Origin of the sequence: Mycobacterium paraintracellulare, assembly GCF_000276825.1 — a bacterium.
GTDB lineage: Bacteria > Actinomycetota > Actinomycetes > Mycobacteriales > Mycobacteriaceae > Mycobacterium > Mycobacterium intracellulare.
On record NC_016948.1, the window covers coordinates 3,374,051 to 3,392,127 of the forward strand.

Sequence of the window (18,077 nt, forward strand, 5' to 3'; positions counted from 1 at the left end):
GCCTTTCGCGGAGGTGACCGTTATTGCCGCGTGATTGGCGGCGGGCGCTGGTCGGGCGTCACTCAATCACAAACGGGAATTGCCCATGCAGCAGCGCGGCGCGGTCCGTAGGGGCCACGCCGCGCTGAAGTTCCGCGATCGGTTAGAGCAGGCCGAGCAGTTGCAGGTCGGTGACGTACTTGACGATCACCGGCGCGCTGACGTGCGGGATGTCGTTGTCCGGACCGACTTTCGCTTCCTGCACGGCGGCGCGGAACCGGTCGGTCGGCGCGAACGCGCCGCGGGCCGGCTCGGCGGGCTGCAGGTTCTTCGGATCGCGCAGCAGCAACAGGAGCATCTGCAGGACCGAGTTCTGGCGCTGCCGTTCCGGCAGGCCGCGCAGGCCGGTCTCGAAGCGCTGCAGCCACTCCCCGAAGTCGCCGACGCGCTCGATCGGGTAGCCGGCCTCGATCAGCCAGTCGACGTATTCGTCGAGCCCGATGCCGTCGTCGTGCGGGTTCATCACGTGATAGGTCTCGAACCCCTCCATCACCTGGGCGCCCAGCTTGGCGATCGCCTCGGCGACGAACTCGACGGGCAGGCCGTCGAAGTGCGCGCTCTGCCGGTTGCCCTCGGCGTCGAGCTGATAGAACGACTTGGGCGCGCAGCCGGTGGCCACGACGCTCAGGATCATCCGGGTGAAGATGTCCGCCACGTTGAGCTGGCCCGCGTAGCTGGTGTCGGCCAGGATCATGTCGGAGCGGAACACCGAGACCGGCAGGCCGCACAGGTCGTGGGCCTCGCGCAGCAGCACCTCGCCCGCCCACTTGCTGTTGCCGTAGCCGTTGGCGTAGCTGCCGTCGACGACGCGGGTGGCGCTGATGACCCGGATGTCGGCGTCCTCGGTGAACGCCGACGGCTCGATCTGGCGCCCCACGTCCGACGTCGACACGTAGGCGTACGGCTTCATCTTCGTGGTGAGCGCCAAGCGGATCAGCTCGGCGGTGCCGCCGACGTTGGGCGTGAACAGCTCGTTGTAGGGCAGCACCCCGTTGACGACGGCCGCGGAGTCCACGATGAGGTCGACGGTGTCGGCCAGCTGCCGCCAGGTCTGGTCGTCCAGGCCCAGGTTGGCCTGGCCCTTGTCGCCGGCGACCACCTGCAGGTGATCTTCGGCCAGTTCCCGGAAGTGCCGCAGCAGCTCGGGGTCGCCGCTGTCGAAGGTCTTCTCCAGCCGGCGCCAGGCGTCCTCGTCGGAGCGGGCCCGCACCAGGCAGATCAGCTTGCCCTCGACCTGTTCCAGCTGCTCGAGCCATTCCAGCACCAGGTATCGACCCAGGAATCCGGTCGCGCCGGTCAGCAGGACCGTCCGGACCTCGGAGCTGGGAGCGCGCAGCGACGGCACGGCCGCCAGCGTCGTCGCGTCGATGAACTTGTCCAGCGTGAGGTCGCGGGCGTACACCTCGGTGGCGTCGGCGCCGTGCACCGCCGCGAAGCCGGGCCCCGCGGCGTTCTCGGTGTCGGCGCCGCTGGCGATCCGCTGACTCAGAGCCCGGATGGACTGCGAGTCGAACAGGGTGCGCACCGACAAAGCGCCGTCCAGGGCGGTGTTGATCTCGGCGATCACCCGCATCGCCGACAGCGAGTCGCCGCCGAGCTCGAAGAAGGAGTCGTCGACCGAGACCCGCTCCATCCCGAGGACCCGGGCGAAGATGCCGGCGATGGTCTCCTCGGTCGGGTTGGACGGGGCGACGTATTCGCCGCCGCGCTTCTGGTACTCCGGCGCGGGCAGGGCGCGCTTGTCGAGCTTGCCGTTGACCGTCAGCGGCAGCGCGTCGAGCACCACCACCGCGGCCGGCACCATGTAGGCCGGCAGCCGGTCGGCCAGCTGGATGCGGATGCCGACCGGGTCGGCGGTGCCGGTGATGTAACCGACCAGCCGCTTGTCGCCGGGACGGTCCTCGCGGGCGATCACCGCCGCCTGCTCGACCCCGTCCAGCCCGGCCAGCGCCGCCTGCACTTCGCCGAGTTCGATGCGGTAGCCGCGGATCTTGACCTGCTCGTCGGCGCGGCCGAGGTACTCGAGCTGACCGTCGTGGCTCCACCGGACCAGGTCGCCGGTGCGGTACATCCGCGCGCCCGGGCCGCCGAACGGGCAGGCGACGAACCGCGACGCCGTCAGACCGGACCGTCGCGAATATCCCGTCGCCACACCGTGGCCGGCGATGTACAGCTCGCCCACGACACCCTCGGGCGCCGGGCGCAGCCACCGGTCGAGCACGAACAACGCGGCCCGCGGCACCGGTGAACCGATCGGCGCCGACGCTGCCCCGGCCTGCAGCGGCGCGCTCATCGCCGCGTAGACGGTGGCCTCGGTCGGGCCGTAGGCGTTGATCATCACGCGCCCCGGCGCCCACCGGTCGACGACCTCGACCGGGCAGGCCTCGCCGGCCACCACCAGCGCCGTCGAGTCCAGGCCCTCCGGCGAGAGCATGCCCACCGCCGACGGGGTCTGGCTCAGCACGGTGACGCCTTCGGAGACCAGCAGCGCGTGCAGCTCATCCGGGGAGGCCGCGTCCGATTCGGGCACCACGACCAGGCGGCCACCGTGCAGCAGCGCGCCCCAGATCTCGTGCACCGACACGTCGAAGACCAGGGAGTGCCACTGCGCCCAAACCCCCGCCTCCGGCAGGTCGGCGTGCAGGGACTCCACCAGCTGGGTGACGTTGTCGTGGGTGACGGCCACGCCCTTGGGGACGCCGGTGGTGCCCGACGTGTAGATGAGGTAGGCGATGTTGTCCGACGACGGCATCGGCAGCGGGTCGCTGGGCTGGGCGTCCAGCGCCGGGTCGTCGACGTCGATGACCGTCGGGCGGCAGCCCTCCAGCCGCGACCGCAGGCCCGTCGTGGTGACCACGGCGACCGGCTCGGCGTCGCCGAGCAGGAACTCGATCCGGGCGGTCGGCAGCGCCGGGTCGATCGGCAGATACGCCGCGCCCGTCTTGAGGACGGCGAGGATCGAGACGATCGCGTCGGCCGAGCGGGAGAACAGCAGCGCGACCCGCTCGCCCGGGCCCGCGCCCTCCTCGATCAGCAAGTGCGCCAACCGGTTTGCGGCCTCGTCGAGTTCCCGATAGGTCATCGAGCGGCCATCGAAACTGAGCGCCGCCGCGTCGGGGGTGCGGGCCACCTGCGCGGCGAACAACCCCGGGATCGACGTGCCGGTCGCCGGCTGGCTCAGCACCGACCGGTTGCCCCAGGAGTCGAGCAGCTCGTGCTCGGCCTCGTCGACGACGTCGAGCGCCATCAGCCGTCGGGTGGGGTCGACGGTCATCTCGGAGAGCACGCGCTGGAACCGCTCGGTCATCTTCTCGATGCCGGCGGCGTCGAACACGTCGGTGTCGTATTCGACGCGCAGGCCCAGTTCGCGGCCCGGGAGCGCCATCACCGACAGCGGGTAGTGGTTGTACTCGCGGTTGGTGACATCGGTGATGGCCAACTCGTGGAAGCCCAACGGCACGCTGGTGTCGATCGGGTAGTTCTCGTACAGGAACAGGGTGTCGAACAGGGCGTCGTGGCCGGTCACGCGGTGAATCTCGCTCAGCGCCAGGTGCTCGTGTTCGAGGGTGTCGTTGTGGTGCTGCTGCAGCTGGTCCAGCACGTCGGCGACGGTGGTCTCCGCGTCGATGTTGGCGCGCACCGGGACGGTGTTGATCAGCAGGCCCACCATCGATTCGGCGCCGGCCAGGTCGGCGGGCCGACCGGAGACGGCGGTGCCGAACGCCACGTCGTGGTGGCCGGTGAGCCGCATCAGCAGCTGCGCCCACCCGGCCTGCAGCACGGTGTTGACGGTCGTGTGGCACGAGCGGGCCAGCTCGCCCAGGGCGCGCGTGGTTTCCGCGGAGAGCCGGTAGGACTCCACGGCCCGCCGGCCGAGCCGCATCCGGCCGGCCGGGCCCACCAGGGTGGGGGCCTCGAACCCGTCAAGCACCTCGCGCCACGCCGCCTGCGCGGCGGCGCGGTCCTGGCCGGCCAGCCAGGTCAGGTAGCTGCGGTAGGTCGCGGGCGCGGGCAGCTGGTCGCCGTAGTAGTTGGCCAGGATCTCGCGCAGCAGGATGGGCAGCGACCAGCCGTCCATCACGATGTGGTGGTTGGTGAGCACGAACCGGTACCGGTTGTCCGCGGTGCGGATCAGCGCGGCCCGGAACGCCGGCCGGTTGGCCAGGTCGCTCACCGCGGCGCGCTCGGCGGCGCACAGCTCCTCGACCCGTTGTTCGGGGTCGGGGTCTTCGGGGCCGAGCTGGATGTAGCGCCACGCCATGACCGGGTCGGCCGGGATCACCTGGACGGGTTCGCCGAATTGCGGGCAGAACCGGGCCGCCAGGTTGGGGTGGCGGTTCACCACGGTGTGCACCGCCTCGTGCAGCCGGTGCGAGTCCAGGGCGCCGGTCACGGTGATGCCCAGCTGCACCGCGTAGACGTCGTCGCCGGGGTCTTGGGCGAAGCTGGCGTGGAAGAGCAGGCCTTGCTGCAGCGGGGTCAGCGGCAGGATGTCGGCGACCTGGTGCTGCTTGCTCAGCTCGTCGATCTGTCGCTGGTTCAGGCGGGCCGGCGCGATGTCGGACGGGGTCAGCCCGCCGCCGCCGGCTTGCACGTGGGCGCAGATGCCGGCCAGGGCCTCGAACCACAGCCGGCTGAGCCGGCTGATCTGCTCGCGGTCCATCGCCGAGGCCGCCCACGTCCAGTTGGCGTGCAGGTGCGGGCCCTCTTCGGTGTCCATGGTGCCGGCGTTGAGGTCGACGGTGTGCATGAGCGGCATGGCCACCGCGGCGGCCGCGCCGCTCAGCGACAGGCTGTCGGGGCTCAACCGCCACAACTCGCCGGGCAGGTCGGCGGCCGCGCCGAGCCGACCCAGGTAGTTGAAGCCGATCACCGGGTCGGATCCACCCAGATCGACGTCGGGGTTCAGGTAGCGCAGCAGGCCGTAGGTCAGCCCGTCGGGCAGGGCGCGCAGCTGCTCCTTGGTGGCCTTGACGGCGGCGCCCAGCGCGTCGTCACCGCCCACCACGCTGGCCCAGTCCAGCCCGTCGATGGTCAGGGCCACCGGGTACTTGGTGGTGAACCACCCCACGGTGCGCGACAGGTCGACGTGCGGTCCCAGCTCTTCCTGGCGGCCGTGACCCTCGACGTCGATGCCGATCGGCGCGCTAGCGGCCTTGGAACCGAGGAATTCCGTCCAGGCCATCCCGAACGCGATCAGCAAAATGTCTTGCACCCCGGCGTGGAACGCCGCCGGCACCTCACCCAGCAGCAGCCGGGTGGTCTCGACGTCCAGCGACACCGACAGCTGCTCGGCCGTCTGGTAGGTGTCCTCCTCGGGTCGCACCGCCGGCAGCAGGGCCGGGGTGGACACCACCTCGCGCCAGGCGTCGGCCTGCTCGACGACCGCCGGGCTCTGCGCGTGCTCGGCCAGCAGCGACGACCACCGGGCGAACGAGGTCCCGCCGACCGGCAGGGCCACCGGCTGACCGCTGTGGTGCTGCGCCCAGGCGATGTTGAGGTCCTCGATCAGGGTCCGCCACGACACACCGTCGACGGCCACGTGGTGGATGATCAACGCCAATTGGCTTGTCTCGCTTGCCCATACGGCGCTCACCATCGCGCCGGCGCCCGGGTTCAGCCGCGACCGCGCCTCGACGAGCGTGGCGTCGGTCAGGGTGTCGACGGTCTGCAGGCAGTCGCCGGCCTGCACCGTGCCCGGGTCGGGCGCGTGCAACTTCCAGCCGCCCTCGCCGTCGTCTTCGACGCGCAGCCGCAGCATCGGGTGGCGGTCCAGCAGGGCCTGCAGCACGACGACGACCTCGTCGGCAGTGACGCCCGCGGGGGCCGCCAGCACCATGGTCTGGTTGAAGTCGTCGATCGGGCCGTCAACGGTCTGCAGCCAGCGCATGATCGGGGTGGCCACGACGGGGCCGATCCCCTCGTCGACCACGTCCTCCTCGTCGTCGCGGTCGGTGGCCACGCGGGCCAGCCGGGCCACGGTCTGCTCGACGAACACGTCGCGGGGGCGGCACACCACGCCGGCGGCGCGGGCGCGGGCCACGACCTGCATGGACAGGATGCTGTCGCCGCCCAGGTCGAAGAACGAGTCGTCCACGCCGACGCGCTCCACACCCAGCACCTGGGCGTAGATGCCGGCCAGGATCTCCTCGGTGTGGTTGGACGGGGCGCGGTACTCACCGGCGCGCTTGTGGTACTCCGGCGCGGGCAGGGCGCGCTTGTCGAGCTTGCCGTTGACCGTCAGCGGCAGCGCCTCGAGCACCACCACGGCGGCGGGGACCATGTAGGCGGGCAACCGCTTGCCGAGCTGGGTGCGCAGCTCCGCCGGGTCGGCGGTGCCGGTGATGTAGCCGACGAGGCGCTTGTCGCCGGGGCGGTCCTCGCGGGCGATGACCGCGGCCTGGTCCACGCCGTCGAGCGCGGCGAGGGCCGACTGGATCTCGCCGAGTTCGATCCGGTAGCCGCGGATCTTGACCTGCTCGTCGGCGCGGCCCAGGTATTGCAGCTGCCCGTCGGTGCCCCAGCGCACCAGGTCGCCGGTGCGGTACATCCGCGCGCCCGGGCCGCCGAAGGGGCAGGCCACGAACCGCGATGCCGTCAGGCCGGACCGTCGCGCGTACCCGGTGGCCACGCCGCGGCCGGCCACGTAGAGCTCACCGACCACGCCCTCGGGCGCGGGCCGCAACCACTTGTCCAAGACGAACAGCGCCGCGCCGGGCACCGGCGAGCCGATCGGCGGCGCGCCCGAGTCCCCCGTCAGCGGCGCGCTCATCGCGGCGTAGACGGTGGCCTCGGTCGGGCCGTAGGCGTTGATCATCACGCGTCCGGGCGCCCACCGGTCGACGACCTCGGCGGGGCAGGCCTCGCCGGCCACCACCAGCGCCGTGGACTCCAGGCCCTCGGGCGAGAGCATCCCCACCGCGGACGGGGTCTGGCTCAGCACGTTGACCTTCTCGGCGACAAGTAGGTCGTGCAGGTCGTCGGGCGAGCCCGCGACCGATTCGGGGACCACGACCAGGCGCCCACCGTGCAGCAGCGCACCCCAGATCTCCCACACGGAGACGTCGAACACCAGGGAGTGCCACTGCGACCACACCTGGCCCGCGCCGGACGGGAGCTTGGCGTGCAGGGTCTTCAGGAATTCGGTCACGTTGCGGTGCGTGACCGCGACACCCTTGGGGACGCCGGTGGTGCCCGAGGTGTAGATCATGTAGGCGATGTCGTCGGGTGCCGGCCCGGGCAGCGCGCTGCTGGGCTGGCTGTCGGCGGCGGCCTCGTCGACGTCGATGACGGGCAGGTCGAAGCCGTCCAGCCGGGTGCGCAGGCTGGCGGTGGTGACCGCGGCGATCGGGGTGGCGTCGCCGAGCATGAACTCCATGCGGGCGGCGGGCAGGGCGGGGTCGATCGGCAGGTAGGCCGCCCCGGTCTTCAAGACCGCGAGGATCGAGATGATGGCTTCGGCCGAGCGGGAGAACAGCAGCGCCACGCACTCGCCCGGGGCGGCGCCCTGCTCGGCCAGTAGGTGCGCCAGCCGGTTGGCGGCCTCGTCGAGCTCCAGGTACGTCATCGAGCGACCCTCGAAACTGAGCGCCGCCGCCTGGGGGGCGCGCGCCACCTGGGCCGCGAACATTTCGGGAATGGACGTGGGCGCCTTGACCGGCTTGGTCAATATCGCCCGGTTGCCCCACTCGTCGAGTCGGTCGTGCTCGCCGCCATCCAGTAGATCAATCGACAACAATCGCCGTCCCGCACCGACGGTCATGACTGCTCCTCCAAGTCCACGGTCATGGCTTCCAGCACCCGCTTGAAACGCTCGACCAGCTTCTCGATCCTCGCCTCGCCGAACACGTCGGTATCGAACTCGACGCGGAGGCCAATTTCGTGGCCCGGCACGGCTTGAACCGAAAGCGGGTAATGGTTGTATTCCCGATTCGTGAATCCCCTAATAGTTAACTCGTCCACGGCCGATAGCGCGGCGGTATCGATGGGATAGTTCTCGTACACGAACATTGTGTCGAAAATTTGATCGTGTCCCGTTACACGATGAATTTCGTTCAGCGCCAGGTGCTGGTGGTCCAGGGTCCTGGTGTAGGCCTGTTGTAGCTGGTCAAGTAGGTCGGCGATGGTGGTTTCGGCGCCGATCGTCGCCCGCACCGGCACGGTGTTGATCAGCAGGCCCACCATGGACTCCGAACCGGCCAAATCGGTGGGCCGGCCCGAAACCGCTGTGCCGAAGACCACATCGTGCTGGCCGGTCAGCCACATCAGCAGCTGCGCCCAGGCCGCCTGCAGCACGGTGCTGACGGTGGTGCGGCACGAGCGGGCCAATTCGCCGAGCAGGCGGCTGGTCTCCGCGGACACGTGGAATTCGGCGACGCCGCGCGGACCGAGTCCCATCCGGCCCGACGGGCCCACCAGCGTGGGGGTGTCGAATCCGGCGAGCACCTCGCGCCACGCCGCCTGGGCGGCGGCGCGGTCCTGCTCGGACAGCCAGGTGATGAAGCTGCGGTAGGGCACCGGCGCGGGCAGCCGCACCCCGAAGTAGCTGGCGAAGATCTCCTGCAGCAGGACGGGCTTGGACCAGCCGTCGAGCACGATGTGGTGGTTGGTGAGCACGAAGCGGTAGGTGTCGTCCCCGGTGCGGATCAGCGTGCCCCGGAACGGCGGCTTGCCCGCCAGGTCGCAGACGGCGACACGTTCGGCGGCCGACAGCTCCTCGATCCGGCTGTCTTGGTCGCCGCCGGCGTCCAGCTCGACGTACTGCCAGGCCAGTTCCGGATCGGCGGACAAGACCTGCACCGGTTCGCCGAAGTCCTCGCTGAAGTGGGCCACCACGTTGGGGTGGCGGGTGACGACGGTCTGCACGGCGTCGCGCAGCCGCTCCGGGTCGATGGCGCCGCTGACCGAGATGTCGAGCTGCACGGCGTAGAGGTCCTCGGAGCCTTGGGCGCCCTGCGCCGTGCCGGTGTGGAACAGCAGCCCCTGCTGCAGCGGGGTCAGCGGCAGCACGTCGGCGACGCGGTGCTGCTGCTGCAGTTCGTCGATGTCCCGCTGGGTCAGCCGGGCGGGCGCGATGTCGGACGGGGTCAACCCGCCGCCGCCGTCGCGGACGTGCGCGCAGATGCCGGCCAGCGCGTCGAACCACAACTCGCTGAGCTTGCCGATCTGCTTTTCGTCCAGCGCCGAGCGCGCCCACGTCCAGTTGGCCTGCAGGTGGGGGCCGTCCGCGGTGTCCATGGTGCCGGCGTTGAGCTCCACCGTGTGCGGCAGCGGCAAGGCCACCGCCCCGGCCGCACCGGCCAACGCGAAGCTGTCCTCGCTGAGCTGCCACAGGTCGGGCGACAGGTCGGCGGCCCCGCCACCGAGCCGGCCCAGGTAGTTGAAGCTGATGGCGGGATCCGAATCACCAAGGTCCACATCGGGATTCAGGTAACGCAGCAACCCATAGGTGAGGCCGTCGGGCAGGCCGCGCAGCTGTTCCTTGGCGTCCTTGATCACCGGGCCCAGCGCCGCGTCTCCGCCGATCACCTGGCCCCACGACAGGCCGCCGACGCGCAGCGACACCGGGTACTTGGCGGTGAACCACCCGACCGTGCGCGATAGGTCCACCTGCGGTCCCAGCTCCTCGCTGCGCCCGTGGCCCTCCACGTCGATGGCGATCGGCGCGCCGGTGCCCATGAACTGCGTCCACGCCAACCCGAACGCAATCAACAAAATGTCTTGCACCCCAGCGTGAAACGCCGCGGGCACCTCCCCGAGCAACAGGCGGGTCGTCTCGACGTCCAGCGACGCCGACAGCTGCCCGGCCGTCGCGTAGGTGTCCTCGGGCTGCGCGGCCGGCAACACCGCCGGGATCGCGGCCACCTGCCGCCACTCCTCGGCCCGCTCGACCACCTCGGGGCGGCGCGCGTGCTCGTCCAGCAGCGACGACCACCGGGCGAACGACGTCCCGCCGGCCGGCAGGGCCACCGGCTGGCCGCTGTGGTGCTGCGCCCAGGCGATGTTGAGGTCCTCGATCAGGGTCCGCCACGACACACCGTCGACGGCCAGGTGGTGGATGATCAACGCCAATTGGCTTGTCGCGCTTGCCCATACGGCGCTCACCAGGAGGCCGTCGGCCAGGTTCAGCCGCGACCGGGCCTCGACCAGGGCCTCCTCGGACAACTCGTCGACGGTCTCGAGGACGTCGCCGGCCTGCACCGAGCCGGGCTCGGGCACCTCGAACGACCAGCCGCCCACGCCGTCGTCCTCGACGCGCACCCGCAGCATCGCGTGCCGGTCCAGCAACGCCTGCAGCACCACCGGCACGTCGTCGGCGGTTACGTCGGCGGGGACCGCCAGCACCATCGTCTGGTTGAACTGTTCGACGGGGCCGTCCATGTTCTGCAGCCAGCGCATGATCGGGGTGGCCACCACCGGCCCGATGCCCTCGTCGACCACGTCGTCCTCGGGGCTGGCGATCGTGGCGACGCGCGCCAGGCGCGCGACCGTCTGCTCGGTGAAGACGTCCCGGGGGCGGCACACCACGCCGGCGGCGCGGGCGCGGGCCACCACCTGCATGGACAGGATGCTGTCGCCGCCCAGGTCGAAGAACGAGTCGTCCACGCCGACGCGCTCCACGCCCAGCACCTGGGCGTAGATGCCGGCCAGGATCTCCTCGATGGCGCTCGCCGGCGCCCGGTAGCGGTCGACGTCGGAGTACTCCGGGGCGGGCAGGGCGCGGGTGTCGAGCTTGCCGTTGACGGTCAACGGCAGCACGTCGAGCACCACCACCGCGGACGGGACCATGTAGCCGGGCAGCCGTTCGCTGAGTTGGGCCCGGGCCTCCGCCGGGTCGGCGGTGCCGGTCACGTAGCCGACCAGACGCTTGTCGCCGGGACGGTCCTCGCGGGCGATCACCGCGGCGTGCTCGACGCCGTCGAGCGAGGCGAGGGCGGCCTGGATTTCGCCGAGTTCGATGCGGTAGCCGCGGATCTTGACCTGCTCGTCGGCGCGGCCGATGTACTGCAGTTGCCCGTCGGCGCTCCACCGGACGAGGTCACCGGTGCGATACATCCGCGCGCCGGGCCCACCGAAGGGGCAGGCCACGAAACGGGTGGCCGACAGCCCCGGGCGGCCCACGTAGCCGGTGGCCAATCCCCCACCGGCGACGTACAACTCGCCGACCACCCCGACCGGCACCGGGCGCAGCCACCCGTCGAGGACGAAGAAGGCGAGGTTGCCCAGCGGCACCCCGATGGGGCTGACGTTGTTGTCGACGTCGCCGCGAAGGATCTCGCGGAACGACGCGTGCACCGTGGTCTCGGTGATGCCGTACATGTTGATCATCCGCGGCAGGCCGGGATGGTGATGCAGCCACGTCGACAGCCGGCGCGGCTCCAACGCCTCCCCGCCGAACACCACCGTCTGCAACTTCAGCTGCTCACCCAGCTCCGGGGCCAACGCGTCGGCACTCTGCAACGCGTAGAACGCCGACGGGGTCTGGCTGAGCACGCTGACCTGCTCGCGAACCAGCAAGGCGTGCAGGTCTTCCGCGGAGCGCACCACCGCGTCGGGCACCATCACGAGGCGCCCGCCGTACAGCAGCGACCCGAAGACCTCCCACACCGAGAAGTCAAACGCCAGCGAGTGACATTGCGTCCACACCTGGCCCAACCCCAGCTGAGCATCCAGTGTCTCCAGCAGCAACGTGACGTTGCGGTGCGGGATCGCCACGCCCTTGGGCGTTCCCGTCGTGCCCGAGGTGTAGATGATGTAGGCGATGTTGTCCGGCGCCGGCACCGGCAGCCCGGTCGTGGGCTGGTCGGCCACTATCGGGTCGTCGATGTCGATGATCTGCCCGGCGAACCCGCCCAACTGCGGCCGCACCTCGGCGGTGGTCACCGCCGCGATCGGCGCGGCGTCACCGAGCACGAATTCGAGGCGCGCCGCGGGCACGCTCGGGTCGATCGGCACGTAGGCGGCCCCGGTCTTGAGGACGGCGAAGATCGCGATCACCGCTTCGGCCGACCGCGGGATCACCACCGCCACCCGCTGGCCAGGGCCGGCGCCCTGCCCAACGAGCAAGTGCGCCAACCGGTTTGCCGACTCTTCGACCTCGCGGTAGGTGAACGACCGGTCGCCGCAGGTGATCGCGACGGCGTCGGCGGCGCGGGCGACCTGGCCGGCGAACAACGCCGGAATCGACTCCTGCCCGGTGGGCCGCTGGGCCAGGACGGCCCGGTTGCCCCACTCGTCCAGCCGTTGGTGTTCGGCGGGGTCGAGCAGATCGATCGATGAAAGCCGTTGCGCGGGATCGGCGGTCATGGCCGCCATCACGTGGCGCAGCCGTTCGATCAGCGTTTCGATGGCGGCCGCGTCGAAGACCTCGGTGTCGTACTCGACGCGCAGGCTCAGTTCGTGGCCCGGCGTGGCCACGACCGACAGCGGGTAGTGGTTGAATTCGCGGCTGCTGAATTCGGTGACGGCCAGCTCTTGGGCGCCCATCATCGCGCCGGCGTCGATCGGGTAGTTCTCGTAGAGGAACAGGGTGTCGAACAGCTGGTCGTGCCCGGTGACGCGGTGAATCTCGTTGAGCGCCAAGTGTTCATGCTCGAGGGTCTCGGCGTGGGCGCGTTGCAGCTGCTCGAGCAGGTCGACGACGGTGGTCGCGGCGGCGATGTTGGCCCGGACGGGCACGGTGTTGATCAGCAGCCCGACCATGGCGTCGGCGCCGGCCAGCTCGGTGGGCCGGCCTGAGACCGCGGTGCCGAAGGCGACGTCGTGCTGGCCGGTCAGCCACGTCAGCAGCTGCGCCCAGGCGCCCTGCAGCACGGTGCTGATGGTGGTGCGGCTGGAGCGGGCCAGCTCGCCGAGCGCGCGCGTCGTGTCGGCCGAAACCGCATAGGTGGCAACGGCGCGCCGCCCGATCTTGCCGGGCGGGGCCACCAGGGTGGGGGCCTCGAACTCGTCGAGCGCCTCGCGCCAGGCCGCTTGGGCGGCGGTGTGGTCCTGGGCGGCCAGCCACATCAGGTAGCTGCGGTACGACGGCGGCGCGGGCAGCCGCTGCCCGTAGTAGCCGGCGAAGACCTCCCGCAGCAGGACCGGCAGCGACCAGCCGTCGATCACGATGTGGTGGATGGTGAACAGCAGCCGATGCCGGTCGTCGGCGATGCGGATCAACGCGGCCCGGAAGGTGGGTTGGCCCGCCAAATCGCACACGGCGGTGCGTTCGTCGGCGGCCAACTGCTCGAGCTGGTGGTCCTGGTCCGCGCCGCCGTCCAATTCGACGTAGCGCCAAGCCATTACCGGCTCGGCGGGGATGATCTGCACCGGCTCGCCGAATTCGTCGAAGAAGCGCGCCACCAGGTTGGGGTGGCGGTTGACGGCGGTCTGCACGGCCTCGCGCAGCCGGTGCTGATCGAGGCTGCCGCTCACGGTGATGCCCAGCTGCACCGCGTAGAGGTCTTCGAGCTCGGCCGCGAAGCTGGTGTGGAACAACAAACCCTGCTGCACGGGGCTCAGCGGCAGCACGTCGGCGATCTGGTGCTGCCGGCACAGCTCGTCGATCTGCTGCTGGTTCAGGCGCGCCGGCGCGATGTCGGACGGGGTCAGCCCGCCGCCGCCGGCACGCACGTGGGCGCAGATGCCGGCCAGGGCCTCAAACCACAACTGGCTCAACCGGTTTACTTGTTCGTCGGTCAGCGCCGAGGTCGCCCACCGCCAGTTGGCGTGCAGCAGCGGGCCGTCCTCGGTGTCCATGGTGCCGGCGTTGAGTTCCACGGTGTGCGCCAAGGGCATCGCCACCGCCGTCGCGACCGCGGCCGACGACAGGCTGTCCTCGCTGACGCGCCACAAGTCCTCGGAGAGGTCGGCCCCCGCGGCCAGCCGGCCCAGGTAGTTGAACCCGATCACGGGGTCCGGCCCCTGCAGGCCGACCTCGGTGTTCAGGTAGCGCAACAGCCCATAGGTCAGGCCGTCGGGCAGGGCGCGCAGCTGCTCCTTGGCGTCCTTGATCACCGCCCCCAGCGCGGCGTCACCCGCGGCCACCTTCGACCAGTTCAACCCGCCGGTGATCGACAGCGCCGCAGGGTATTTGGTGGTGAACCAGCCCACCGTGCGGGACAGATCCACGCGGGAAGCGATCTCTTCGTTGCGCCCGTGCCCTTCGATGTCGATGCCGATCGGCGTCGCGGTCCCCACGGACCCCAGGAACTCGGTGAACGCCAACCCGAACGCGATCAACAGGATGTCCTGCACGCCGGCGTGAAACGCCGCCGGCACCTCCCCCAGCAACAGGCGGGTCGTCTCGACGTCCAGCGACGCCGACAACTGTCCGGCGTTCGCGTAGGTGTCCTCCGGCCCGGCGGCCGGCAGCGCCGGTGGGGTGGCGACCACCTCCTGCCACGCGCCGGCCTGTTCGAGGACGGCCGGGTCCTTCGCGTGCTCGGCCAGCAGCGACGACCACCGGGCGAACGAGGTCCCGGGCGCCTGCAACGCCACCGGTTGGGCGTTGTGATGCTGGACCCAGGCGATGTTGAGGTCCTCGATCAGGGTCCGCCACGACACACCGTCGACCGCCAAGTGATGAATGATCAACGCCAATTGGCTTGTCGCACTTGCCCATACCGCGCTCACCATGACCCCGTCGGCCACGTTGAGCCGGGAACGGGCCTCGACCAGGTCCGCGTCGGAGAGCGTGTCGACCGTGCGCAGGCAGTCACCGGCCTGCACCGACCCGGCCTCGGGCGCCTCGAGCGACCAGCCGCCGGCGCCGTCGTCCTGCACGCGCAGCCGCAGCATGGGATGGCGATCGAGCAGGGCCTGCAGCACCACCGCCACGTCGTCGGCGCTCACACCCGCGGGCGCCGCCAGCACCATGGTCTGGTTGAACTCGTCGATCGGGCCGTCGATGGTCTGCAGCCACCGCATGATGGGGGTGGCCACCACGGGGCCGATCCCCTCGTCGGCCGCACCGAGGTCGCCGTCGACGGCCACCTCGGACACCCGCGCCAGGCGGGCCACCGTCTGCTCGACGAAGACGTCCCGGGGGCGGCAGATGACGCCGGCCGCCCGCGCGCGGGACACCACCTGCATCGACAGGATGCTGTCGCCGCCGAGGTCGAAGAACGAGTCGTCCACGCCGACGCGCTCGACGCCCAGCACCTGGGCGTAGATGTCGGCCAGGATCTCCTCGATCGCGTCGGCGGGGGCGCGGTACTCGCTCGCGGTGTATTCCGGCGAGGGCAGGGCGCGCTTGTCGAGCTTGCCGTTGCCGGTCAGCGGCAGCGCGTCGAGCACCATCACCGCGGTCGGCACCATGTACGGCGGAAGCTTTTCGGCCAGTTGGGCGCGCAGCGCCGCGGGGTCGGCTGTGCCGGTGACGTAGCCGACGAGGCGCTTGTCGCCGGGGCGGTCCTCGCGGGCGATCACCGCGGCCTGGTCCACGCCGTCGAGCCCGGCCAGAACCGCCTGGATTTCGCCGAGTTCGATGCGGTAGCCGCGAATCTTGACCTGCTCGTCGGCGCGGCCCAGGTATTGCAGCTGCCCGTCGGGACCCCAGCACACCAGGTCCCCGGTGCGGTACATGCGTGCCCCGGGGCCGCCGAAGGGGTTGGCCACGAACCGCGACGCGGTCAGCCCGGGCCGGCGCACGTAGCCGTGCCCGACGCCGCGACCCGCCAGGTACAACTCGCCGACCACACCGGCGGGCACCGGCTGCAGCCACTTGTCGAGCACGAACATCGCCGCCCCGGCTATCGGGGAGCCGATCGGGACCACCGGCGAGCCGGGCGTCAAGGGTGTGCTGATCGACGCGCAGACCGTGGTCTCGGTCGGGCCGTAGGCATCGATCATCACCCGGCCGGGGGCCGCCCAGCGGTCGACGACGTCGGTGGGGCAGGCCTCGCCGGCCACCACCAGCGCCGTGGACTCCAGGCCCTCGGCGGGCAGCATCGCGACCGCCGAGGGCGTCTGGGTCAGCACGCTGACTTTCTCCGCGACCAGCAGGTCGTGGAAATCCTGCGGGGAGGACGCCACCGATTCGGGCACCACCAGCAGCCGCCTGCCGCGCAGCAGCGCGCCGAAGATCTCCCACACCGAGAAGTCGAAGGACGAGGAATGGCTTTGCGTCCAGACATTTCCGGGCGGCAGGGCGGCGTCGAGCGACTCGGTCAGCCACGTGACGTTCAGATGAGGGATGGCGACGCCTTTGGGGGTCCCCGTCGTTCCGGACGTATAGATGATGTAGGCGACGTTCTCGGGGGCCGGGTTCGGCAGCGCGGTGCTGGGTTGGCTGTCGACGGCGGGGTCGTGCACATCGACGACGAAAACGTCGTGGCCTTCCAGCCGCGGGCGCAGTTCCGCCGTGGTGATCACCGCGCTGGGCGCGGCATCGGAGAGCACGAAGTCCATCCGCGACGACGCGTGCGCGGGGTCGATCGGCACGTAGGCCGCCCCGGTCTTGAGCACCGCCAGCATCGAAACGATGGCGTCCGCGCAGCGGGGGAACAGCACCGCCACGCAGTCACCCGGTCCGACGCCGTGGCCGGCGAGCAGGTGCCCCAAGCGGTTCGACGCCTCGTCGAGCTCGGCGTAGGTCAGCGAGTGGTCGCCGAATGTCACGGCCGGCGCCTCGGGGGTGCGCTGCACGTGCTCGGCGAACGCGGCCGGAATCGACACCGGGGGCGGCGCGGGCTCGGCCAATGCCGGCCGGTTGCTCCACCGGTCGATGAGTGCGGGCTCGTCGGGGGTCAGCAGCTCGATCGACGACAGCGGCCGCTCGGGGTCGGCGGTCATGGCCGCCAGGATCTGCTGCAGCCGTCCCGCCAGGTCGGCGACGCCGAAGCCGGCGAACGGTTGGCCCGGGCCCGCGGTGCTGAGGAAGAGCTGGTCACCGGCGCCGAGGAAGAACAACCCGAAGTGCCCGACCGGCCCGTGGTTGGTGTACGACGCCGTCGCCGGCGAGCCGGCCAGGTCCAGGGTCAGCCTCATCGGTAGGAAATTGATGCCCACCCGGTTCGGCGCCTGCCGCAGGCCGTCGCCCTCGAGGGTGTGCGCGGGAAAACGTTGATGCTTCAGCAGTTCGCGGATCCGCTTGTCGACGTGCTTGCAGAAGTCGGCAACCGTCGTCTGCGGTTCCGTCGACAGGACCAGCGGCACGACACCGGCCAGCATTGCCGGGAGCGTCTTCGACTCGGGAGTCACCCGCCTGCTGACCGGGAAGTCCAGCGCCACCTCGGAGCCGCTGCCCGACCATCCGCGCACCAACAGCGCGCACGCGGCGGTGGTGACCGAAAACCGGCGGATGGCCAGCTTCTTGGACAACTCCTTGATCCGGTTGACGACCGAGGGGTCCAACTGGACCGACGCGGACGGCGAGTAATGGTCTTGCTCGGTGCCCGCATCGGGCAGCCGGTCGACCGGTCCGCTCTCCGGCGGAAGGTGCTCGCTCCAATAGGCCTTGTCTTCGAGGTAATCCTCGGAAGCCTCGTACTCGGACTCGAGGTCGACCAGGTCCTGCGCCGAACCGAAATAGGCGTCGGGAATTGGCTTTCCCGCCACCATCGCGGAATAAATGGTTGCGACCCGGCGGCAGACCAGGGCCATGCCCAAACCGTCGATCGCAATGTGGTGGCAGCAACCAAACAAATAGAATTCCTCGTGCCCCGTTTGAAAGAGCACGAATTTGAACATCTGGCCGTTCAACGGCATCGGCGTGCGCTGAATGGCGGATGACATCTCGCGGGCTTCCTGCACCGGATCCGCCGCGCCCCTCAGGTCATGGAACTCGAGCTCGACGTGGGGGTAGTCGATCGGCTTCTGGACCACCTGGCCGTCGACCTCGAAGAACGAGACCCGGCCCGATTCGGCCTCGCCGACCGTCTGGGTGAGTGCCTGCTGAAACTGATCGCGATGGACCGGGCCGTCGATTTTGACCAGGAGGCCGAGCTGCCACTGGGTGCCGGCGAAGCCGGCTTCTTGGGATAGCCAGATGTCGAGCTGACCCCGTGTCAGTGGCAGCGTTCGATCATCCCTCGCCATCGACTCCCCCAAGTCTC

The 18,077-nt window shown here is 70.4% G+C and carries 2 protein-coding genes; both read right to left on the reverse strand.

Annotated elements, in window-relative coordinates; translation table 11 throughout:
- Positions 1 to 142 precede the first annotated feature (142 nt).
- The gene (locus OCQ_RS15335; protein WP_014385155.1) at positions 143 to 7,801 is read right to left on the reverse strand and encodes a non-ribosomal peptide synthetase; all 7,659 of its coding nucleotides are present in this window, start codon (positions 7,799 to 7,801) and stop codon (positions 143 to 145) included.
- On the reverse strand, positions 7,798 to 18,060 hold the full coding sequence (locus OCQ_RS15340) for a non-ribosomal peptide synthetase (protein WP_014385156.1): 10,263 nt from the start codon (positions 18,058 to 18,060) through the stop codon (positions 7,798 to 7,800). Before OCQ_RS15340 ends, OCQ_RS15335 begins: the two co-directional genes overlap by 4 nt.
- Between the last annotated feature and the right edge of the window lie 17 nt (positions 18,061 to 18,077).

Excerpts from the sequence above, each read along its gene's own strand:
- OCQ_RS15340 (WP_014385156.1), bottom strand. The coding sequence starts at position 18,060 with ATGGCGAGGGATGATCGAACGCTGCCACTGACACGGGGTCAGCTCGAC.
- OCQ_RS15335 (WP_014385155.1), bottom strand. The coding sequence starts at position 7,801 with ATGACCGTCGGTGCGGGACGGCGATTGTTGTCGATTGATCTACTGGAT.